This window comes from Streptomyces sp. NPDC021225 (genome assembly GCF_044332865.1).
In the GTDB taxonomy this organism is placed as follows: domain Bacteria; phylum Actinomycetota; class Actinomycetes; order Streptomycetales; family Streptomycetaceae; genus Streptomyces.
In genome coordinates this window covers 1,026,915-1,046,030 of record NZ_JBIRPV010000002.1, presented here as the reverse complement: position 1 = coordinate 1,046,030, position 19,116 = coordinate 1,026,915, and the positions used below count along the sequence as shown (strand labels likewise).

Genomic DNA, 19,116 nt, shown 5'->3' with positions numbered 1-19,116 from the left:
TAGATACCTAACTTAGGTATACATTCACCTCGACCAGTCGGCGCCCCCGATGGACGCCTACCGTAAATAAAGATACCTAAGTTAGGTAAGAGGTGCCATGACCAACATGCCCAAGAGGTGTGACTCGACCATGAGCGACGACGTCCTGGACGTCCTCATCGTCGGTGCCGGACCCGCCGGACTGACGCTGGCCTGCGATCTCGCCCGGCGCGGCATCGCCTGCCGCGTCGTCGACGGCGCGGAGCGGCCCAGCAACGCCTCTCGCGCCAAGACCATCCAGCCGCGCTCCCTGGAGGTCGCCGACGACCTCGGCGTGATCGACCGCGTTCTGCGGCTGGGGACCATCGACGTCCCGACCCGGCACTACGACCGGGAGCGAGTGGTCTCGGAGGCCGTCGAAGTGGCCGTGGGCAAGCCCACCCCCGGCGCCCCCTACGCACCGGTCTGGCTGTCACAGCCGCGGTTCGAGTCCATCCTGCGCGACCGCCTGGCAGAGCTCGGCGGTCAGGTGGAATGGGGATCGGCCGCGACCGGCCTCAGGCAGGATGCCGGCTCCGTCACCGCGACCGTACGAACTGCGGCCGGGCGGCGCGAGATCCGCGCGCGCTACCTCGTCGGATGCGACGGGGCCCGCAGCCTCGTCCGGCAACGGACGGGGGCCACCCTGCGGGGCACCTCGTACCCGGACCAGCGCTGGTACCTGGGCGATGTGCGCGTCGCGGGCCTCGACCGGCACTGCCAGCACCTCTGGATGAGCCCCGAGCACGGGATCCTGTCGCTGTTCCCGCTGCCCAGCACCGACATCTGGCAGCTCCAAGCGTCCGTCCCCGCCGACGAACAGCAGCCCGTCCCACCCTCGTTGGAGCTGTTCCGCCACATCTTCGCCGAACGCGCGGGCGTTCCCGGCCTGGTCATCGACGACGCGGGCTGGCAATCGCTGTACAAGGTCAACGTATGCCTGGTCGACCGGTATCGCGTGGGCCGGGTCTTCCTCGCCGGAGACGCGGCTCACATTCACTCGCCCGCCGGCGGGCAGGGCATGAACACCGGCATCCAGGACGCCTACAACCTGGGCTGGAAGCTCGCCGCCGTCCTCGACGGTGCGGACGCCGCCCTGCTGGACACCTACGAACAAGAACGCCGCCCCGTCGCGCAGTCCGTCCTCGAAGACAGCACCACCCGTCTGCACGCCATGATGCGCGCCTCCGGCAACGGCGACGGTTCGGACGCCCTGCGCGGCCTCACCGACGACTTCACCACCGGACTGACCATCGCCTACGCCGACAGCCCGCTGACCCGTCACCGCCACCTGCCGCCGCGCCCCGAAGGCCCCCGGGCCGGCGACCGGGCACCCGACGCGCCCTGCCTCGACGCCGCGACGGGCCGCGAGCGCCGCATCTTCGACCTGCTGCGCGGCCCGCACTGGACGCTGCTGTCCTTCGGCCACGACCACGACCACGACCACAGCCATGACCCGGTACGCGATCTGATCGCCGATGAGACATCCGTCCCGCTGCGCACCTATCGGGTGACGACCGACGCCACCGCGACCGGCCCCGACACGATCTTCGACGCCGACGGCCATGCCCATCGGCTCTACAACACCGACGGAGACGAACTCGTACTCATCCGCCCGGACGGCTACATCGCCACCCGCGCTCACGCCCTCTCACGTGACGGCAGTCTTCCCCCCACGGCCGGACGGGCGGTTTGATGTACGGAACGCTGATCGACTGCGCTCGCAGGCGCGAGGAGGTCCGAGGTTGTCCGCACTCTCCGGCCGCACCTTGTCCCGTCCGGCCAAGTCCGCCCCGCTCAGATCCCGCAGATCCCGCAGATCCCGTAACGCCGCCCCCCGGACCGCCTGGTCCCCCCGCACCCGCCGCCGACTGGCCGCCGACGCCGCCCTGCTCGTCGTCGCCGCGGCCTTCGTGCTGCCCCTGGCCTGGCTGATCCTGGCCTCTGTGGACAGCGAGGCGACCTTGCGCGTCTCCGCTCCCGGCTCCCCCACCCTGGACAACTTCCAGGCGGTGTGGACGGACGAGATCACCTTCACGCCGATGCTCAACAGCCTGCTGCTGTGCGGCGGGGCCACCATCCTGACCGTGGCGTGCGCGGCGCTGGCCGCCTATCCGCTGTCCCGGTTCCGCTCCCGCCTCGTACGCCCGTACCTGCTGACGATCCTGTTCAGTACCTGTCTGCCGATCACCGCGATCATGGTCCCGGTCTACGGCCTCTTCGTCCAGGTCGACCTGATCGACACGATGTACGGGACGGCCCTGTTCCTGGCCGCCTCCCAACTCCCCTTCGCCATCTGGCTGATGAAGAACTTCATGGACGGGGTGCCGATCATCCTGGAGGAGGCCGCGTGGACGGACGGCGCGTCCTGGCTCCAGAGCCTGACGCGCGTCATCCTCCCCTTGATGGGGCCGGGCATCACGGTCGTGATGATCTACAGCTTCATCATGATGTGGGGCAACTTCTTCGTGCCCTTCATGCTGCTGCTCACCCCCGAGCAACTCCCGGCGTCCGTCAGCATCTTCACCTTCTTCGGCAACTACGGCCAGGTCGTCTACGGCCAGCTGGCCGCCTTCTCGATCCTCTACTCGACCCCCGTGATCCTCCTGTACGTGCTGATCGCCCGCCGGATGGGCGGCGGCTTCGCGCTGGGCGGGGCTGTCAAGGGGTGACGTCGGAGGGTGACGGGTCGTGAGAAAATCCGCTGTTACGGCGGTGAGCGAGCGAGGGGGCGCGCGGATGGAGCAGGTGGAGATCGGCTTCCGTTTCGACGAGGGGGACGACGAGGGCGAGGCTCTGCGGTCGCTGTACCGGCATCTCTACCGGGATGACTCCCTGGAGCGGACGTCCACGGTCGAACTGCGGGAGGCCCCGCCTCTGGAAGGCGCCATGGGCGGCGTCTGGGACACGGTGAACATCGTGCTGACGCACGCCACCGCGCTGTCCGGCCTGGCGGTGTCCGTGGCGGCGTGGCGCCAGAGCCGACCGTCCACGCCGCCCCTGAACGCCCAGTCGAACGGGACCACGGTCACCGTGCAGACCGACGACCCGGAGGCCGTACGTCGGCTGCTGGAGGCCCTGAACAGCGCCGGCAACACCAACTCCGACGACTCCGGTGACTCCGGCGACTCGTCGGAGGGCTGAGGGCGTGCACCTGCCAGACCCGGCCACCTCGCGGGCGGTGCTGATCGGAGTCCATGACTTCGAGCACCTGCCGCCCTTGAAGTCCGTGGCCAACAACCTCAACCGGCTGCGCGACGCGCTGACCGATCCCGAGCTGTGGGGGCTCCCCAAGGAGCACTGCCAGGTGATCCCCCAGCCGCGCTACGACCGCGAGGTGCTGCACGCGATCTCCAAGGCGGCAGGCGAGGCGAAGGACACGCTCTTCGTCTATTACGCCGGACACGGGCTGACGGACCCGGATGCCGTGGACCCCTCGGACCAGCTCTACCTGGCGCTGTCCGAATCCAAGCGCACCGAACTGTACTTGTCCTTGCGCTACCGGGACGTGCGCACAGAGCTGCTGAAACCTCGCCGGGCGCGGCGCAAGATCGTGGTGCTCGACTGCTGCCACAGCGGTCACGCGGCAGCCGTCATGGGGCCGTCCGGGCCCCAGGAAGAGGCGGAGATCGAGGGCGCATACGTTCTCGCCTCCTCCGGTTCCAACGCCGTGTCGTTCGCGCCACCGGACGCGGAGCTGACGGTCTTCACCGGCGAACTGCTGTCGCTGATCGAGGGAGGTGTGCCGGGCGGCCCCGAGCTGCTCACCGTGGAGGACCTGTTCCAGAAGGTCCGGCAGGCCACCATCCGCAAGAACCTCCCGGCCCCGCGCAAGCTGGCGACCGACTCGGCCGGCCAGATCCCCCTGGTACGCAACCGCGCCTACGTACCCGAACTGCCCCCGGCCGTCCCCGCCGTCGATCAAGGCAACGCACCGACCGTCCGGCTGAGCCGGTTCGACCTGGACCGCCTGATCGAGGACCAGAAGAGCAGGGCGAACAGCTTCCCGTACCCGGACCTCCTGCGCGGGCAGCGCCGCCCCCGCTTCACCGAGGTGTACGTACGCCAGCAGGTGTCCGCCCAGGGCACGGACGGGGATCAGCGGACGGAGCGCGCGTCGGATCCGGCACGGCACGGCGACTGGTCCCGCGCGCGGGAGCGGGAGGAGCGGCGGGCCGAGGTCGGCGCTCCGGCGTCGGACGGCAAGCAGGACCGCCGGGTCTCCCAGTCCCTGAAATCCGTGCTCGCGTCGCCGGAACATCTGCTCATCACCGGCGGCCCGGGCATGGGCAAGTCGTCCCTCATCAGCCAGCTGCACCGGGAGCTGCCGGAGAACGCCGTCCCCATCCGGGTCACCGCCAGACACCTCGCCCCTCACGCGGCCAGGCACAAGCCCTGGCAGGAGGCGATCGCCGCGGCGGTGGAGGACGATCTGCTCCCGGCGGGGCTGCTGCGGCTGCCGGACCGGCCCACGCCGGACGGGCAGTGGGTGGTCCTCATCGACGCGCTCGACGAGGTCTCCGGCGTCCGGGACCGGGGGGATCTCGTCGACTGGATCGACGGCGTTCTGCGTCGGCAGGACCTGCCGTTCCGGATGATCCTCACCAGCCGCCCGCCGACACAGGCCGACCGGCGCAGGCTGAGCCACGCGGGCATGGTGCACTACACCCTGGAACCGTTCACCGCCGACGGCTTGGAACGCTTCGCCAAGGGGTGGTTCCTCGACTCCCCCGAGCCGGATCTGGCGGATCGGTTCCTGATCCAGCTGCGCGAGGGCCATCTCCTCGACGTGACCAAGGTGCCGCTGCTCGCCACCATCGCCGCGGTCGTCTTCGAGAGCTCTCCGGACACCCCGCTGCCCAAGCAGCGGTTCGGCCTGTACGAAGAGTTCCTGACCCAACTGGCGGAGGGCCGGAACAGCAAGAGGGTCGATGAGGACCTGCGGAGGTTGCTCGACGCACTGCCCCACGGCGAACGGCTGGCCGTGCAGATCCGGCTTCGGCGCTCACAGCTCGGACAGCGGCTGGCGGTGGCGGCCTCCCAGGGAGAGACGAACCTGCTGCGTCACGCGGATTCCTGGGTGCGAGAGCTCGCCGAGGAGCTGGAAGCGCCCATTCCGAGAATCCCTATGTGGTCCACGATCCTGTTCTCCCTGGCGGAGTCCACCGGGCTCGTCACCCGTGACGACGACAACGTCCGCTTCTGGCATCTCTCCTTCGCCGAGCATCTGGCGGCGCAACACCACGAGCAGGACCTCCCGGATGCGTTCGACCCCAGGACGGAGGTCTGGGGCTCCTGGCTCGCCCGCGTCTTCGACGGCGCCGGACAGGAGGAGGTCGCGCGGCTCGTACTGGTCCGGCACACCCACAGCCACCCGGCCAGCACGCTGCTCCCCTGGCTCCAGCAGCAGACCGACCACCATCAGGCACTCGTCGGCGAGCTGCTGCTGCGTGGGGCACAGGCCACAAGCCCGGTGCTCGACGCCTTCTGCGACGGTCTCCGTCGGGTTCTCTTCGTACCCGACAACGATCACTACGACGACATGCTGACCACTGCGGCGCTGCTGGGCGACCCCAGGGTATCGGCCACCCTCACCTCGGTCATGGAGGACGAGGAGGCCCCGACCACGGCGCGCGTCGCGGCGGCCCAGCTGCTCACTGAGCGCAGCGGGCCCACGGCGAAGGCGGCGGTCGACCATTTGTGGACCGTCATCGACAACCCGCACCTCACGGACGCCGATCGAGTACGCGGCGCCGCCGCGGTCGCTCGCACCCAGCACTCCTCACGGGACCGGGCGGCCGACGCCCTGCTGAAGACGGCCCGGGACGAACGGGTCAGCATCGCACAGCGCCGCTCGGCGGCCGAGGCTCTGGCGAGCATGGGAGGCGAAGTCCTGAAGCAGGCTCAAGCCTGTCTGAGCGACCTCATGCACAGCCCCGGGGCCCTCGTCCAGGACGTCGTGACGGTTGCGGAAGCCTTGACCAAACTCTCCCCGTCGTCATTTGACGAGACGCTGTCCGCCCTCGAGGCGATGGCCGAGGACCCGGCGACGTCCGTCTTCGACCGGATCGACCTCATGCGCGTCATCGCCGTCCTGGATCACGGCCGCAGAGCCCGCTCCATCGACATGATGGACAAGCTCATGACCTCGCCTCGGGCCGGTGCCCATATCCGGGCGAAGGCGGCCGAGGCGCTGGCGGACGTCGCGCCGGACCGTATCCAGCTGTCCGTGGATGTACTGCGGGGACTGGTCCTGAACTCCCGGCTGGACATGGACGACAGGATCGACGCGGCGGAACGGCTCGCTCGAGTCGACGCCGACCAGCGGGCGGACATGGCTGATGAGCTGTTCCGCCTGGCGCAGTCGTCACACTGCGGGCTGACGGACAAGGTCAAGGCGGTGGTGAGGTCCGCTTCTCTCGCGCCCGGCAAGAGAAGGCGCTGTGTGGACCTGCTCGCCGCGACCGCGTGCAATACGGCGCTGAGCCTGAGGGATCGGCTTTACGCGGTCTCGCGCTTGAACACCATGGACCCGCAGAACACCGAACGGGTGGTCCCCGTGCTGGAAGAGGCCCTGGGCACCCCGGGTGTGCACCCGAACTCGCAAGCGGAGGCCGCACGCCACCTCGCAAAACTGAGTGACGCCCACCGTGCGCGCGCCATCGAGATCCTGCGCCGACGGGTCATGGCGCCAGAGACCTCCCCAGAGGAAGCCTCGGCACTCGCCAAGACCCTGGCACAACTGGCTCCGGAGCAGACCGATGAGGTCGAGGCGGTCCTCATGCGGGTGGTGGAATCCCGCTTCACCGATGCATATGAGCTTCGTGAGGCGGCGGAATCGCTGGTCAGCCTGGTACCGCGGACCCGGCCCCAGGTCGTCGCCGCATTGCTGCGCCATGCGCAGGAGGAGCCGGAGGCGATCTACATGCGGTGGATGTTGAATGCCGTGGTCTCGATCGACCCGGGTCGACACGAAGAGGCCGCCCGCATCGTGCACACACGGCTGACCGCCCCCGGCGAATCGGAGGCCACCCGCAAACAGCTCGTCGAGACGCTGGCGAAACTGGGTGGTGCGCAAGAGCGCGCGGATGCCGTGCGTATTCTCTCGGCCTGCGTCACCGATGCCGCCATCGAGACCGATGTACGACTTGACGCCACGGACTCGCTGGCCTCGATCGACCCCCTGGCGGTGGAATCCGTGGCCGACCAGCTCTCGGACCTCGCCGCCGATCAAACCTGCCCGGCGCGATACCGAATCCGCGCGGCCACGCGAATCGGTGGACTCGGCCGGGCCCACCACGAGCAGGCCAAGAAGCTCCTCGAGGCGATCGCCACCGACGAACGCTGCGATGTGACTCACCGGGATGAGGCACAGGAAGAGCTGCGAAAACTACAGGATGTCCCGCCACCCGTGGACCCGGCCTGAGCGCCCGGCCTGAACGGCAGGCGGCCGTTCACCCGCCCGGCGTGTCCGGCGCCCCGCACCCGTGGCTGCGCGCCGAGGCCTCCGCGAAGGCCTTGAGGGCGGCGCGCTCGTAGGACAGGTCCGGCTCCCGGCGGGTGTTGTCCTTGGTGCTGTCCGCGCGGACCAGGAACAGCGCGTCCTCGGCGTTGTCCGGGCAGGAGGCGCTGGCCCAGTAGGCGCTCTGGCCCAGCCGGCCCGAGGGTTCCTCGGAGGGGTTGGGGCCGTCCAGGCCCCGGTCGGCGCTGTACTCGGCGCGGGCCTCCTCGGCGTACGGGCCGTAGTACGCGTCGAGGCGGTAGCGCGGCGAGCCGTCGCGCGCGCCGAGGGCGCAGGACTCGCGCGGTGCGCGGTCGCGGGCGGTCTCCCGGGCCGTGGACACCGCGGAGCGGGAGGCCGTCGGGACGCCCTCGCAGGTGCCGTCGGCGCCGAGCAGCGGCTCGTACTCGTCCTCGTTAACCGGCAGGCCCACCGTGTCGACCGGCTTGCCCAGGCGGGCGCCGCAGCCCCAGTGGTCGTTGGCCGCCTCGGCGGTGGCGGTCGCGGTGCGGACGTAGTCGGGGCGGGCGGCCGGGTCGTCGAGGGTGACGCCGATGAGCTCCGTCTCGACGGTGATCAGCAGGCTGGTGCCGCCCTTGACGCAGTCGAGCAGCACGGCGGTGGTCGCCTTGCCGTCCTCCCTGCCGTCCGGGCGCTCGTTGGCCGTGCCGAAGAGCCCGGACCAGCCGTGGCCGAGGGGGACCGCGAGGGTGCTCCCCCCGGGGACGGAGGTGTACGTCCCGGCGAGGCCATAACGGGTGTGGGGCCGCGGCGCGCCCGCGATGGTCACCTTGACGCGGCCCTTGCCGTCGCCCTTCACCTCACACTGTACGGAGAGGGTGTTGGCCACACCCTCCTCGCTCTTGCGGTCGGCTTCGAGGTCGGCGTCGAAGGTGCCCTTGGTGCGGTTGCTGACGCTGATCTCGCCGTCGCCGAGCACCGCGCGGACCTCGTCCGCGGCCAGCACCCCGTCGCAGGCCGCGTCGAGCGCGCGGTCGTCGCTGCCGGCCGTCCAGACGATCGTGCCCGTCAGCGCGGCCAGCGCCAGCACGGCGGCCCCGAGGCCCCATCGGCGACGGCGGGTCAGCCGCCCGCCGAGTCGCAGTCTGTTCAGTGCCATTCCTCGACCTCCCCCAGCACCTTCGTATCGCGGCACCCCGCCGACTTGGGCCAGCCGTCCTCGGCGCTCAGATAGCGGTCCAGCACCGAGCGTGCGGCGCGGGAGAGCGCGGCGCGGTCCTTGGCGCCCAGGGTCGCCGTATCGCCGTCCTCGATGAGGATCGAGGGCTCCACCGAGACGCGGTGGTAGGTCTCGCGGCCGCCGCACACCGAGCGTGCCCACAGGGCGAGTTGGGGGTCGTCGACGTAGGAGGAGATACGGTCCTCGCCCTTGCCGCCGGCCGTCCCGCCGCCGCCCGTGGGCTTTCCGCGGTCCTGGGACACCCCCCACCCCGGCACATGGCCCTCGCGCTCGTACGAGTTGTACGCGGTCCGGCCGAAGATGCCCGCCCAGCTCGCCGCCTCGACTCCGGTGACCTGCCAGTCCTCCGGCTGCTCCCCGTCGTTCTGCTCGGCCTCCGAGTCCCAGATGCCCTGGCAGGCGTTCACCACGCCGGACTCCTGGAGGTCGCCGAGCGTGGTCCAGGTGCCGGGCATCACCCCGGAGAGCGACCGGGCGTTGATCCAGCCGCACTTGCGCAGGCCGCGGCCGGGCTCCACGATGCGCTCGGCCTGCGAGCCCCCGTCGTGTTCGTGGGTGTCCAGGACCCGGGTCGGGGCCTTGAGCGGGTCGCTGCCGCAGTCCTGAGCCTCGGTGATGGCGTTCGCGACGTGCACGGCGGTGCGGAAGCCGGTGAGTGCGGCGGCCTTTTCGGCCCTGGCCTGCTCCTCGCGCTCGGCGCGGTTGTCGGCGGCCTTGCGCTCGCCGTCGGAGACGCGCGCGGACACATACAGGTCGGTCGTGGGCCGGACCCGGCCGCGCAGGCCGCCCACGCACTCGGCCACCACCCAGGCGCCGCGCCGGTCGTACTGGCCGGTGGTTCCGGGGGCCACGTGGGTGCCCTCGACGTCGCTGCCCTTCCCCAGGAGATCCTTGGTCTCCATGTCCTCGGGGATGTCGGAGACCAGCGCCTCGGCATGGACGGTGACGCTGTAGCCGTCCCCCCAGGACAGCTCGCAGTCCAGCAGCGAGCGGCTCTCCTGGTCGGGTTCGAGCATCGTGCCGTGCTGGCTGAGCTCGCCCGCCTGGCCGTCGCGGACGAGACGTTTCAGGTCCGCGTACGGGAGGGTGCCGTCGCACGCCTTTCTCAACTGGGCACGGTTCGCCGCGAGATGGCCGCCCTCGTCGCTGTCGCGGTTCGCGATGACGAAGACCGCGACCAGTGCCATGACGAGTACCACCAGGGCCGTGTAGCGCAGCCACACGCGAGCCCACAAACGACGCATCCCGCCCCCGCTCCTTCGTCCCCCTTGATCAGTTGATCAGCAGTCCACCTTGATCAAGCCGGGACAGTAGCAGAGCGGCGCGGCGGGAGCCCGGGTCAGTAGACCGACTCCGCCTCGTCCATGCGGTGCACCGGGACCGTCTTGAGCTCGGTGACCGCCTCCGCGATCGGCACCATCTTGATGTCCGTGCCGCGCAGCGCGGTCATCATCCCGAAGTCGCCGCGGTGGGCGGCCTCGACGGCGTGCCAGCCGAAGCGGGTGGCCAGGACCCGGTCGTACGCGGTCGGGGTGCCGCCGCGCTGGACGTGGCCGAGGATGACCGGGCGGGCCTCCTTGCCCAGCCGCCGCTCGAGTTCGGCCGCCAGGCGGTTGCCGATGCCGGTGAACCGCTCGTGGCCGTACTGGTCGATCGCGCCCTTCTTGTACTCCATCGTGCCCTCGGCGGGGTGCGCGCCCTCGGCGACACAGATGACCGCGAACTTCTTGCCGCGGGAGAAGCGCTCCTCGACCATCTTCACCAGCGCGTCGATCTCGAACGGCCGCTCCGGCAGGCAGATGCCGTGCGCGCCGCCCGCCATGCCGGACTCCAGCGCGATCCAGCCCGCGTGGCGCCCCATGACCTCGACGACCATGACCCGCTGGTGCGACTCGGCGGTGGTCTTGAGCCGGTCCATGGCCTCGGTGGCGACGCCGACGGCGGTGTCGAAGCCGAAGGTGCGGTCGGTGGAGGAGATGTCGTTGTCGATGGTCTTGGGCACGCCGACGATGGGCAGCCCGGCGTCGGAGAGCATCCGGGCGGCGGTGAGCGTGCCCTCGCCGCCGATCGGGATCAGCACGTCGATGCCGTAGTCGCGGGCGTGGTCCTTGGAGGTCTCACAGGCCTCGCGCAGCCGGGCCCGCTCCAGGCGGGAGGAGCCGAGGATGGTGCCGCCGCGGGCGAGGATGCCGCTCACGGCGTCCAGGTCGAGCTTGCGGTGGCGGCCGTCGAGGAGCCCCTTGAAGCCGTCCTCGAAGCCGATGACCTCGTCTCCGTGTCCGACCACGGCCCGGTGGACGACCGAGCGGATCACAGCGTTCAGGCCGGGGCAGTCGCCGCCTGCGGTGAGAACTCCGATGCGCATCGTGCTGTGTCTCCTGCTGCGTACGGGTAAGTGTGAGCCAGTCCGATTGTTCCACGGGCCTGGCGGTGCCATGTCCCTGCATACCCGACTCCGCCCCCGGCTCCAACCCCCGCTCCGGCCGGACTCCGGATCGGGCCCCGGAACCTGCCCCGGAGCATGGCCCCGACCAGGCCCCGGACCAGGCCCCTGATCCGGCCCCGGACCGGGCGAGCGTTCTATCGATGGCCGCAGGTATTGTCAAGGGGACAGGGCCGCCAATACGGCCGTTTTCAGGAGTTTCGACCGGAAACAACCGGAAACAACCGGACGCACCCACCGCACCCACCGCACCGGACGCACCGGACGCACCGGACGCAGTCGACAAGGATCGGAGAGCAGGGCGTGACGCGCAGCGTGTACGTGACCGGGATCGAACGCGGCGACGGCCGCCAGGTCGTCGAGCTGGGGGTCATGGAGCTCCTGACCCGCCATGTCGACCGGGTCGGCGTCTTCCGCCCCCTGGTGCACGACAACCCCGACCGCCTCTTCGACCTCCTGCGGGCCCGCTACCGGCTGGGCCAGTCCCCCGAGTCCGTCTTCGGGATCACCTACGAGGAGGCGTCCGCCCTCCAGGCCGAGCGGGGCACCGACGAGCTGGTGGCGCACCTGGTCGGCCGTTTCCACGAGGTGGCCCGGGACTACGAGTACGTCCTCGTCCTGGGCAGCGACTACGCCGCGACCAGCCTCCCCGACGAGCTGGGGCTGAACGCGCGGCTGGCCAACGAGTTCGGCGCCTCGGTGATCACCGTCGTGGGCGGCCAGGACCAGAGCGCCGAGTCCGTGGGCGCCGAGGCGCACAACGCCTACCGCGCCTACGACGCGCAGGGCTGCGATGTCGTCGCCGTCGTGGTGAACCGGGTGGCCCCCGGCGACCGGGAGGCCGTGGCCGAGCGGCTGAGCGGCCGCCTCCCCGTCCCCTGCTACGCGCTGCCGGAGGACGCCTCGCTCTCCGCGCCCACCGTCTCCCAGGTGGTGCGCACCCTGGACGCCGAGCTGCTGCTCGGCGACCACGCGGGGCTGTCCCGGGACGTGCGGGACTTCGTCTTCGGCGGCGCCATGCTGCCCAGCTTCCTGCCCGCGCTGACCGAGGGCTGCCTGGTGGTGACCCCCGGCGACCGCGCCGACCTGATCATCGGGGCGCTCGCGGCGCACAGCGCGGGGGCCCCGCCCATCGCCGGGGTGCTGCTCACCCTGGACGAGCGGCCGGGCCCGGACATCCTGGCGCTGGCCTCCCGGCTGGCCCCGGGCACCCCGGTGGCGGCCGTGGCCGGCGGCAGCTTCCCGACCGCGGCCGAGTTGTTCGCGCTGGAGGGCAAGCTCACCGCGGGCTCGCCGCGCAAGGCCGAGATCGCGATCGGCCTGTTCGAGCGGCATGTGGACACCTCGGAGCTGACCAACCGGATCTCGGTCGCCCGCTCCGGCCGGGTCACCCCGATGATGTTCGAGCACGAGCTGATCGAGCGGTCCCGCGCGGGCCGCCGCCGGGTCGTCCTCCCCGAGGGCACCGAGGAGCGGGTGCTGCGCGCCGCCGATGTGCTGCTGCGCCGCGATGTGTGCGACCTCACGCTGCTGGGCGCGGAGGACGTGGTGCGCAAGCGCGCCGCCGAGCTGGGCATCCAGCTCGCGGACGCGCAGATCATCGACCCGCAGACCTCGCCGCTGCGCGACCGCTTCGCCGAGCTGTACGCGAAGCTGCGCGCCCACAAGGGCGTCTCCTACGAGCTGGCCTACGACGTGGTCGCCGACGTCTCGTACTTCGGCACGCTGATGGTGCAGGAGGGCCTGGCCGACGGCATGGTCTCCGGCGCCGTGCACTCCACCGCGGCCACCATCCGGCCCGCCTTCGAGATCATCAAGACCGCGCCGGGCGCCCAGATCGTCTCCTCGGTCTTCTTCATGTGCCTGGCGGACCGGGTGCTGGTGTACGGCGACTGCGCGGTCAACCCGGACCCGGACGCCGAGCAGCTCGCGGACATCGCCATCCAGTCGGCCACCACGGCCGCCCAGTTCGGCGTGGAGCCGCGGATCGCGATGCTCTCGTACTCGACCGGCACCTCCGGGTCCGGCGTGGACGTCGACAAGGTGCGCAAGGCGACCGAGCTGGTCCGCGAGCGCCGCCCGGACCTGCTGGTCGAGGGCCCGATCCAGTACGACGCCGCGGTGGACGCGGCCGTCGCGGCGACCAAGCTGCCGGACTCCGAGGTGGCGGGCAAGGCCACGGTCCTGGTCTTCCCGGACCTGAACACCGGCAACAACACCTACAAGGCGGTGCAGCGCTCGGCGGGCGCGGTCGCGGTCGGCCCCGTGCTCCAGGGGCTGCGCAAGCCGGTGAACGACCTCTCCCGCGGGGCGCTGGTCCAGGACATCGTCAACACCGTCTCGATCACCGCCGTCCAGGCCCAGACGCCCACCCCCGCCTCCCCCGCACAGAAAGCACCCACCGCGTGAACGGCTCCCGAGTCCTCGTTCTCAACTCCGGCTCCTCGTCGGTCAAGTACCAGCTGCTGGACATGGCCGACGGCAGCCGGCTCGCCTCCGGCATCGTGGAGCGGATCGGGGAGGGCCCCGTCGCCGACCACTCGGCCGCCCTCAAGCAGGTCGCCGAGGAGCTGGCCGGGCAGGGCCTCGGCCTGGACTCGCCCGCGCTGGCGGCGGTCGGCCACCGGGTGGTGCACGGCGGCACCCGGTTCACCGAGCCGACCCTGATCACCGACGAGGTGGTCGAGGAGATCGAGAAGCTGGTGCCGCTGGCCCCGCTGCACAACCCGGCGAACGTCACCGGGATCAAGGTGGCCCGCGCGCTGCGCCCGGACCTGCCGCAGGTGGCGGTCTTCGACACCGCGTTTCACTCCACGATGCCGGAGGAGGCGGCGCGCTACGCCATCGACCGGGCGACCGCCGACCGGTACGGGGTGCGGCGCTACGGCTTCCACGGCACCTCGCACGCGTTCGTCTCCCGGGCCACCGCCGCGCTGCTGGGCCGGGACGTCTCCGACGTCAACACGATCGTGCTGCACCTGGGCAACGGCGCCAGCGCCTCCGCCGTGCGCGGCGGGGTGTGCGTGGACACCTCGATGGGGCTCACCCCGCTGGAGGGCCTGGTCATGGGGACCCGCTCCGGGGACCTGGACCCGGCGGCGATCTTCCACCTGGCCCGGGTCGGCGGGCTGTCGGTCGACGAGATCGACACCCTGCTGAACAAGCGCAGCGGGCTGCTGGGGCTGTGCGGGGACAACGACATGCGCGAGATCGGCCGCCGGATGGGCGAGGGGGACCCGGAGGCGCAGCTGGCCTTCGACGTCTACATCCACCGGCTGCGCAAGTATGTGGGCGCGTACACCGCCGTGCTGGGGCGGGTGGACGCGATCGCCTTCACCGCGGGCGTCGGGGAGAACTCCGCGGCGGTGCGGGAGGCGGCGATGCGCGGCCTGCCCGCGTTCGGCATCGAGGTGGACGCGGTCCGCAACGCGGTGCGCGGCTCCTCGGCGCGGCTGATCTCCACGGAGGCCAGCCGGGTCGCGGTGGCCGTGGTGCCGACCGACGAGGAGCTGGAGATAGCGAGCCAGGCGTACGAACTGGTCACTGCCTAGCCTCCTGGTCACCGTCCGGCCTCCGGCTCTTCCGCCGTGCTTGCCCAGGCATTGCACCGGCGTACATAAGCTTAAAAATTCCGCTCCGAAACAAACCGATAGGATCTGCCTCATGCGCCGTTCCAAAATCGTCTGCACTCTGGGCCCCGCCGTCGACTCCTACGACCAGCTGAAGTCGCTGATCGAGGCCGGGATGAACGTGGCCCGATTCAACATGAGCCATGGGAGCCACACGGAGCACGAGGAGCGGTATCACCGCGTCCGCAAGGCCTCCGAGGAGACCGGGCGCGCGGTCGGCGTGCTCGCCGACCTCCAGGGCCCCAAGATCCGGCTGGAGACCTTCGCCGACGGCCCGGTGGAGCTGGTGCGCGGTGACGAGTTCACCATCACCACCGAGGACGTGCCGGGCGACCGCACGATCTGCGGCACCACGTACAAGGGGCTGCCGGGCGATGTCTCCAAGGGCGACCAGGTCCTGATCAACGACGGCAACGTCGAGCTGCGGGTCACCGCGGTCGAGGGCACCCGGGTCAAGACGATCGTCATCGAGGGCGGGGTGATCTCCGACCACAAGGGGATCAACCTGCCGGGCACGGCGGTCAATGTGCCCGCGCTGTCCGAGAAGGACATCGTGGACCTGAAGTTCGCGCTGGCGATGGGGTGCGACATGGTCGCGCTGTCCTTCGTCCGGGACGCCGCCGACGTCCGCGATGTGCACCGCGTCATGGACGAGGTGGGGCACCGGGTGCCGGTGATCGCCAAGGTCGAGAAGCCGCAGGCGGTCGCCAACATGGAGGAGGTCGTCGCGGCCTTCGACGGCGTCATGGTGGCCCGCGGTGACCTGGCCGTCGAGTATCCGCTCGAGAAGGTCCCGATGGTGCAGAAGCGCCTGATCGAGCTGTGCCGCCGGAACGCCAAGCCGGTGATCGTCGCGACCCAGATGATGGAGTCGATGATCACCAACTCGCGTCCGACCCGCGCCGAGGCGTCCGACGTCGCCAACGCGATCCTCGACGGCGCCGACGCGGTCATGCTGTCCGCGGAGTCCTCCGTCGGCGCGTACCCGCTGGAGACGGTCAAGACGATGTCCCGCATCGTCCAGGCCGCCGAGCAGGAGCTGCTCTCGCGCGGCCTCCAGCCGCTGGTCCCCGGCAAGAAGCCGCGTACGCAGGGCGGCTCGGTCGCCCGTGCGGCCTGCGAGATCGCCGACTTCCTGGACGCCGAGTCGCTGGTGGCCTTCACCCAGTCCGGCGACACCGCCCGCCGGCTGTCCCGCTACCGGGCCCAGCAGCCGATCCTGGCCTTCACCACCGACGTGGCCACCCGCAACCAGCTGACGCTCAGCTGGGGCGTGGAGTCGTTCGTGGTGCCGTATGTGGAGCACACCGACGCGATGGTGGACCTCGTGGACGCCGAGCTGTCGAAGCTGGGCCGCTACAACGAAGGCGCTACCATGATCATCACGGCCGGTTCGCCCCCCGGCGTCTCCGGCACCACCAACATGGTCCGGGTGCACCACCTGGGCGGCGAGGGCAAGTAACGCGCCCGGCTGACGAGCGACCGGCCGCTCGAACAGGCGGCTGACGCGCCGGTGGGCACCGCCCCGACTGGGGTGGTGCCCACCGGCGTTCGCCCTCCCGGAGGAGGGCTGTGCGGCTCCCGAACGGGTCTGTGTCCCGGGGTTAATCCCCCGTCTTGTAGAGGTGCATGCCGGGGATGGTCAGGTCGCCGCCGAACTGGCCGGCCTGCGTGACCGTCACATCGGTGAAGAACACCTCGGGGAGGTTGATCGGCGGCGGGCTCTTCGGGCTGAAGGTGATCGGGATGATCCCCAGCAGATTGCCCGACAGCTCCTCGGTGTACATGGTGATCGGGCCGTTGTTGAAGGTCGAGGTGGAGCCCTCGCGCGCGGCCACGTGGTTGGTCGTCCCGCCGGTCCCGACCGTCAGCTGGTGCAGATCCTTGATCTCAATGCCGGAGGCCGTGAACTTGAGGACCTTCTTGACCTGCCCGCTGTACGTCTTGACCTCGACGATGCCCTTGTAGTCCAGGCCGTGCAGGGTCAGCAGGGTGCTCTTGAGGGTCCAGGGGTCCTCGGGCACCAGGGCGGCGGTCGGCTCGGTCTCGGCGTTGTCGTACGCCTCGGCGTCGAACGTCGGGCAGGGGAACGGCTCCTTGCCGCTCTTGTCCCCGTCCTCGGCCTTGGGGGAGGACGAGGAGCTGGGGCCGGGCGACGGAGTGGAGCCGTCGGCCTTGTCCTCGGCGTCCTTGGCGTCCTCGGTCTTGTCCTTGGCGTCCTGGGCTTTGTCCTTGGCCTTTTCCTCGGCCTTGGACTCGTCCTTGTCGGCGGTGTCCTTCGCTTTGTCGGCCGCGTCTTCGGTGGGGTCGGCGGTCTTGCCCGACGAGCCGGTCGAGGAGTCCGACGGGGTCGGCGTGGTGCTCGGCTCGGCCGTCTCGTCCTTGTCGTCACCGCCCCCGGTGAAGATGTCCTTGAGCGCGTCCCCGAGGCCCAGCGGGTCGAGCGGGTTCTTGGTCTTGGTCGCGGACGGGCTCGGTGAGGCGGAGGGCGTCTCCGGCGTCGCGTCGTCCGTCGCGTCGTCCGTCTTGTCGCCCGTCTTGGTGCCGGACGTGGCCGACGGGGTCGGCGTGGCGCCGGGCTCGGAGCCTTTGTCGTCCGAGCTCTTGCCCTCAGAAGTCTTGTCCTCGGAACCCTCGGAGCCCTTGGAGTCCTTGGAGTCCTTGTCCTTGGAGTCCTTGGACGTCTCGCCGGCCTCGTCGGTGCTCTTCTGGTCCTTGGCGTCGTCCTTGTCGGCCTCGTCCGACTGGGAGACGCACGGCCCGGGCTTGTAGCGGTCCTCGGCCCGGGAGGTCGCCTGGGCGAGCTGCGGGGTCAGCCCCATGCCCATCAGCACGGCCGTCGGCATGGCGGCGAGCGCTATCGCCTTGCCGGCGGGCATGTGCAGGCGGGTGAGCATCGACTTCTTGGGGGCCGCGTGCCGCGGCCCCGTTCTCGCCTTGCGTGGACTGGTGACGCTCGCACCCTCCGACTCGTCTTGTTCACCCCGCACGGTGCCTCCCATCCCTGGATTCCTGGTCCCGCGCGGCCCCCGCGACGGCCGGCTCCGGCTCGCCGCCGCCCGCGCCGTCTCCAGCGTCCGCGTCGTCCACGCCGTCCGAACTGTCCGTGGGTGCGGGCCCCGTGTCCTTCGCCGGCTGCTCGGTGGGCGTCTCACCCGGCGCCCAGGCGACGCTCATCCCGCCGCCGAACAGGGTGAGCAGGAAGCCCACCAGGAGTCCCCCGAAGTTGGCCACGGGGATCGAGACCAGGCCGAGCAGGATGGTGGCGACTCCCGCGAAGACCCGCACGATGGGCTGGAACCACATGGTCAGGCCCAGCACGACCAGCAGGACGCCGATGATCAGCGCGCCGGACCCCGTGGTGGTCGACATCCGGACGGTCATCTGACCCAAGGTGATGTTGGCATACGGCAGGTACCCGATCGGCAGCCCGGCCAATATGGTGAAGAGCCCTGCCCAGAACGGGCGTTGCCAGCGCCAATGCCTGAAAGCCAGGCGCAGACGGCTGATACGGTCACGCGCCCCCGGCGACTCGGCACTCAATGAAAACAGCTCCCTGGGGCCGGCGATCTGGACGATCGCAAGTGTTCTGATGCGGTACTGACAGTCGCGGTGCCGGTGCCCCGACGCCGCTGAGCGATCCCGGGTGAGGGGCGGCTGACACGGCCCCCCACCCGCTCAACGGGTCAGAAGCACTCCTTGCCCTTGCCACTGCCCTTGTAGATCTTCATAGAAAGGTCGGGGAGCTTGAACGTGCCCGCGTTGGTCGCCCATGCGGTCTGCTCGACATCGGTCAGCAACGCCGTGTCGGCTTCCTGACCGAAGGAACCGGGGTCCTTCTTGTTCGAGTCGTTCGTCGGCCCCTTGGACGTGTCGCCGGCCGCCACGCCGATGTTGATGTTGCCGAAGACGGCGTCGGCCTTGAGCTGGTCGAGGTCGATGAAGAGGTTCTTCGCGACCACCTTCCTGCCGTTGCCGCCGGCCTCCAGCCTCAGCGTGACATCGCCGAAGAGCGGGACCGGGACCACCACCGACTGGCACAGGCTTTCGATCTTGGCGCTCTTGAACGCCGACACGGCGACGGGAATCTTCTTGCCCCCGTGCTGGGTGTCAAGCGTGCCGTACTGGACAAAGCCCCTGCCGTCGAGCTCTTTCACCTTCACCTTGAACTGCTGGCCGGACACGCTGAACGAGGCCGCGAGCGCACCCTGCGCGACGGCTACACCGATCGCCGCCGTGGCAGCGACGCTCGGCACCATGACAACGGCGAACCGCTTCCATCTGGTCCCGCCACGAGCCTGGGACTCCATGACTTTCCTCCTTC

At 70.4% G+C, this 19,116-nt stretch carries 13 protein-coding genes; 7 read left to right on the top strand and 6 right to left on the bottom strand.

Annotation, left to right across the window (positions count from 1 at the left end; genetic code table 11):
* Window positions 1-130: 130 nt before the first annotated feature.
* The 4 genes from ACH4S9_RS12760 (at window position 131) to ACH4S9_RS12745 (ending at window position 7,444) form a co-directional block, all read left to right on the top strand.
* Complete coding sequence (locus ACH4S9_RS12760) at window positions 131-1,714, top strand: FAD-dependent monooxygenase (protein ID WP_398371580.1); 1,584 nt, start codon at window positions 131-133, stop codon at window positions 1,712-1,714.
* A 175-nt stretch (window positions 1,715-1,889) separates the two neighbouring features.
* The gene (locus ACH4S9_RS12755) at window positions 1,890-2,690 is read left to right on the top strand and encodes a carbohydrate ABC transporter permease (RefSeq protein ID WP_311727992.1); all 801 of its coding nucleotides are present in this window, start codon (window positions 1,890-1,892) and stop codon (window positions 2,688-2,690) included.
* A 43-nt stretch (window positions 2,691-2,733) separates the two neighbouring features.
* Entirely contained in the window at window positions 2,734-3,162 is a 429-nt protein-coding gene (locus ACH4S9_RS12750; RefSeq protein WP_398371578.1) for a hypothetical protein, read from the top strand.
* A 4-nt stretch (window positions 3,163-3,166) separates the two neighbouring features.
* Complete coding sequence (locus ACH4S9_RS12745) at window positions 3,167-7,444, top strand: caspase family protein (RefSeq protein WP_398371576.1); 4,278 nt, start codon at window positions 3,167-3,169, stop codon at window positions 7,442-7,444.
* Window positions 7,445-7,472: 28 nt separating this feature from the next.
* Here the strand turns inward: ACH4S9_RS12745 and ACH4S9_RS12740 are convergent, their stop codons facing one another.
* From ACH4S9_RS12740 to ACH4S9_RS12730, 3 genes are all read right to left on the bottom strand, one after another.
* On the bottom strand, window positions 7,473-8,639 hold the full coding sequence (locus tag ACH4S9_RS12740) for a hypothetical protein (RefSeq protein WP_398371574.1): 1,167 nt from the start codon (window positions 8,637-8,639) through the stop codon (window positions 7,473-7,475).
* On the bottom strand, window positions 8,630-9,964 hold the full coding sequence (locus tag ACH4S9_RS12735; RefSeq protein ID WP_398371572.1) for a hypothetical protein: 1,335 nt from the start codon (window positions 9,962-9,964) through the stop codon (window positions 8,630-8,632). The genes ACH4S9_RS12740 and ACH4S9_RS12735 overlap by 10 nt, the downstream gene beginning before the upstream one ends.
* 95 nt (window positions 9,965-10,059) lie before the next feature.
* Window positions 10,060-11,085 (bottom strand): 6-phosphofructokinase, encoded by a 1,026-nt coding sequence (locus ACH4S9_RS12730; RefSeq protein ID WP_311727954.1) that lies wholly within the window; start codon window positions 11,083-11,085, stop codon window positions 10,060-10,062.
* A 381-nt stretch (window positions 11,086-11,466) separates the two neighbouring features.
* Here ACH4S9_RS12730 and pta point away from each other — a divergent pair, with 381 nt between their 5' ends.
* The 3 genes from pta (at window position 11,467) to pyk (ending at window position 16,254) form a co-directional block, all read left to right on the top strand.
* Entirely contained in the window at window positions 11,467-13,572 is a 2,106-nt protein-coding gene (gene pta / locus ACH4S9_RS12725; protein ID WP_385339005.1) for a phosphate acetyltransferase, read from the top strand.
* Window positions 13,569-14,714 carry an acetate kinase gene (locus ACH4S9_RS12720; RefSeq protein ID WP_311727952.1) on the top strand — a complete coding sequence of 382 codons (1,146 nt, stop codon included), beginning with the start codon at window positions 13,569-13,571 and terminating at the stop codon, window positions 14,712-14,714. The genes pta and ACH4S9_RS12720 overlap by 4 nt, the downstream gene beginning before the upstream one ends.
* 112 nt (window positions 14,715-14,826) lie before the next feature.
* Window positions 14,827-16,254 (top strand): pyruvate kinase, encoded by a 1,428-nt coding sequence (gene pyk / locus ACH4S9_RS12715; protein ID WP_311727951.1) that lies wholly within the window; start codon window positions 14,827-14,829, stop codon window positions 16,252-16,254.
* Between the two features lie 142 nt (window positions 16,255-16,396).
* On the opposite strand, the gene ACH4S9_RS12710 is transcribed toward pyk, so the two are convergent.
* The 3 genes from ACH4S9_RS12710 to ACH4S9_RS12700 all read right to left on the bottom strand — a co-directional run bounded on the left by ACH4S9_RS12710 (window position 16,397) and on the right by ACH4S9_RS12700 (window position 19,102).
* Complete coding sequence (locus tag ACH4S9_RS12710; protein ID WP_398371569.1) at window positions 16,397-17,689, bottom strand: hydrogenase expression protein HypF; 1,293 nt, start codon at window positions 17,687-17,689, stop codon at window positions 16,397-16,399.
* A gap of 82 nt (window positions 17,690-17,771) precedes the next feature.
* Window positions 17,772-18,335, bottom strand: a complete 564-nt coding sequence (locus ACH4S9_RS12705; protein ID WP_311727950.1) for a DUF6114 domain-containing protein — start codon at window positions 18,333-18,335, stop codon at window positions 17,772-17,774.
* Between the two features lie 143 nt (window positions 18,336-18,478).
* Window positions 18,479-19,102, bottom strand: a complete 624-nt coding sequence (locus ACH4S9_RS12700; protein ID WP_385339012.1) for a DUF6230 family protein — start codon at window positions 19,100-19,102, stop codon at window positions 18,479-18,481.
* Window positions 19,103-19,116 lie beyond the last annotated feature (14 nt).

Bases quoted from the DNA above. Each gene is read 5' to 3' on its own strand.
- ACH4S9_RS12760 (WP_398371580.1), top strand. From the start codon at position 131: ATGAGCGACGACGTCCTGGACGTCCTCATCGTCGGTGCCGGACCCGCC.
- ACH4S9_RS12700 (WP_385339012.1), bottom strand. From the start codon at position 19,102: ATGGAGTCCCAGGCTCGTGGCGGGACCAGATGGAAGCGGTTCGCCGTT.
- pyk (WP_311727951.1), top strand. From the start codon at position 14,827: ATGCGCCGTTCCAAAATCGTCTGCACTCTGGGCCCCGCCGTCGACTCC.
- ACH4S9_RS12710 (WP_398371569.1), bottom strand. From the start codon at position 17,689: ATGCTCACCCGCCTGCACATGCCCGCCGGCAAGGCGATAGCGCTCGCC.
- ACH4S9_RS12740 (WP_398371574.1), bottom strand. From the start codon at position 8,639: ATGGCACTGAACAGACTGCGACTCGGCGGGCGGCTGACCCGCCGTCGC.
- ACH4S9_RS12735 (WP_398371572.1), bottom strand. From the start codon at position 9,964: ATGCGTCGTTTGTGGGCTCGCGTGTGGCTGCGCTACACGGCCCTGGTG.
- ACH4S9_RS12730 (WP_311727954.1), bottom strand. From the start codon at position 11,085: ATGCGCATCGGAGTTCTCACCGCAGGCGGCGACTGCCCCGGCCTGAAC.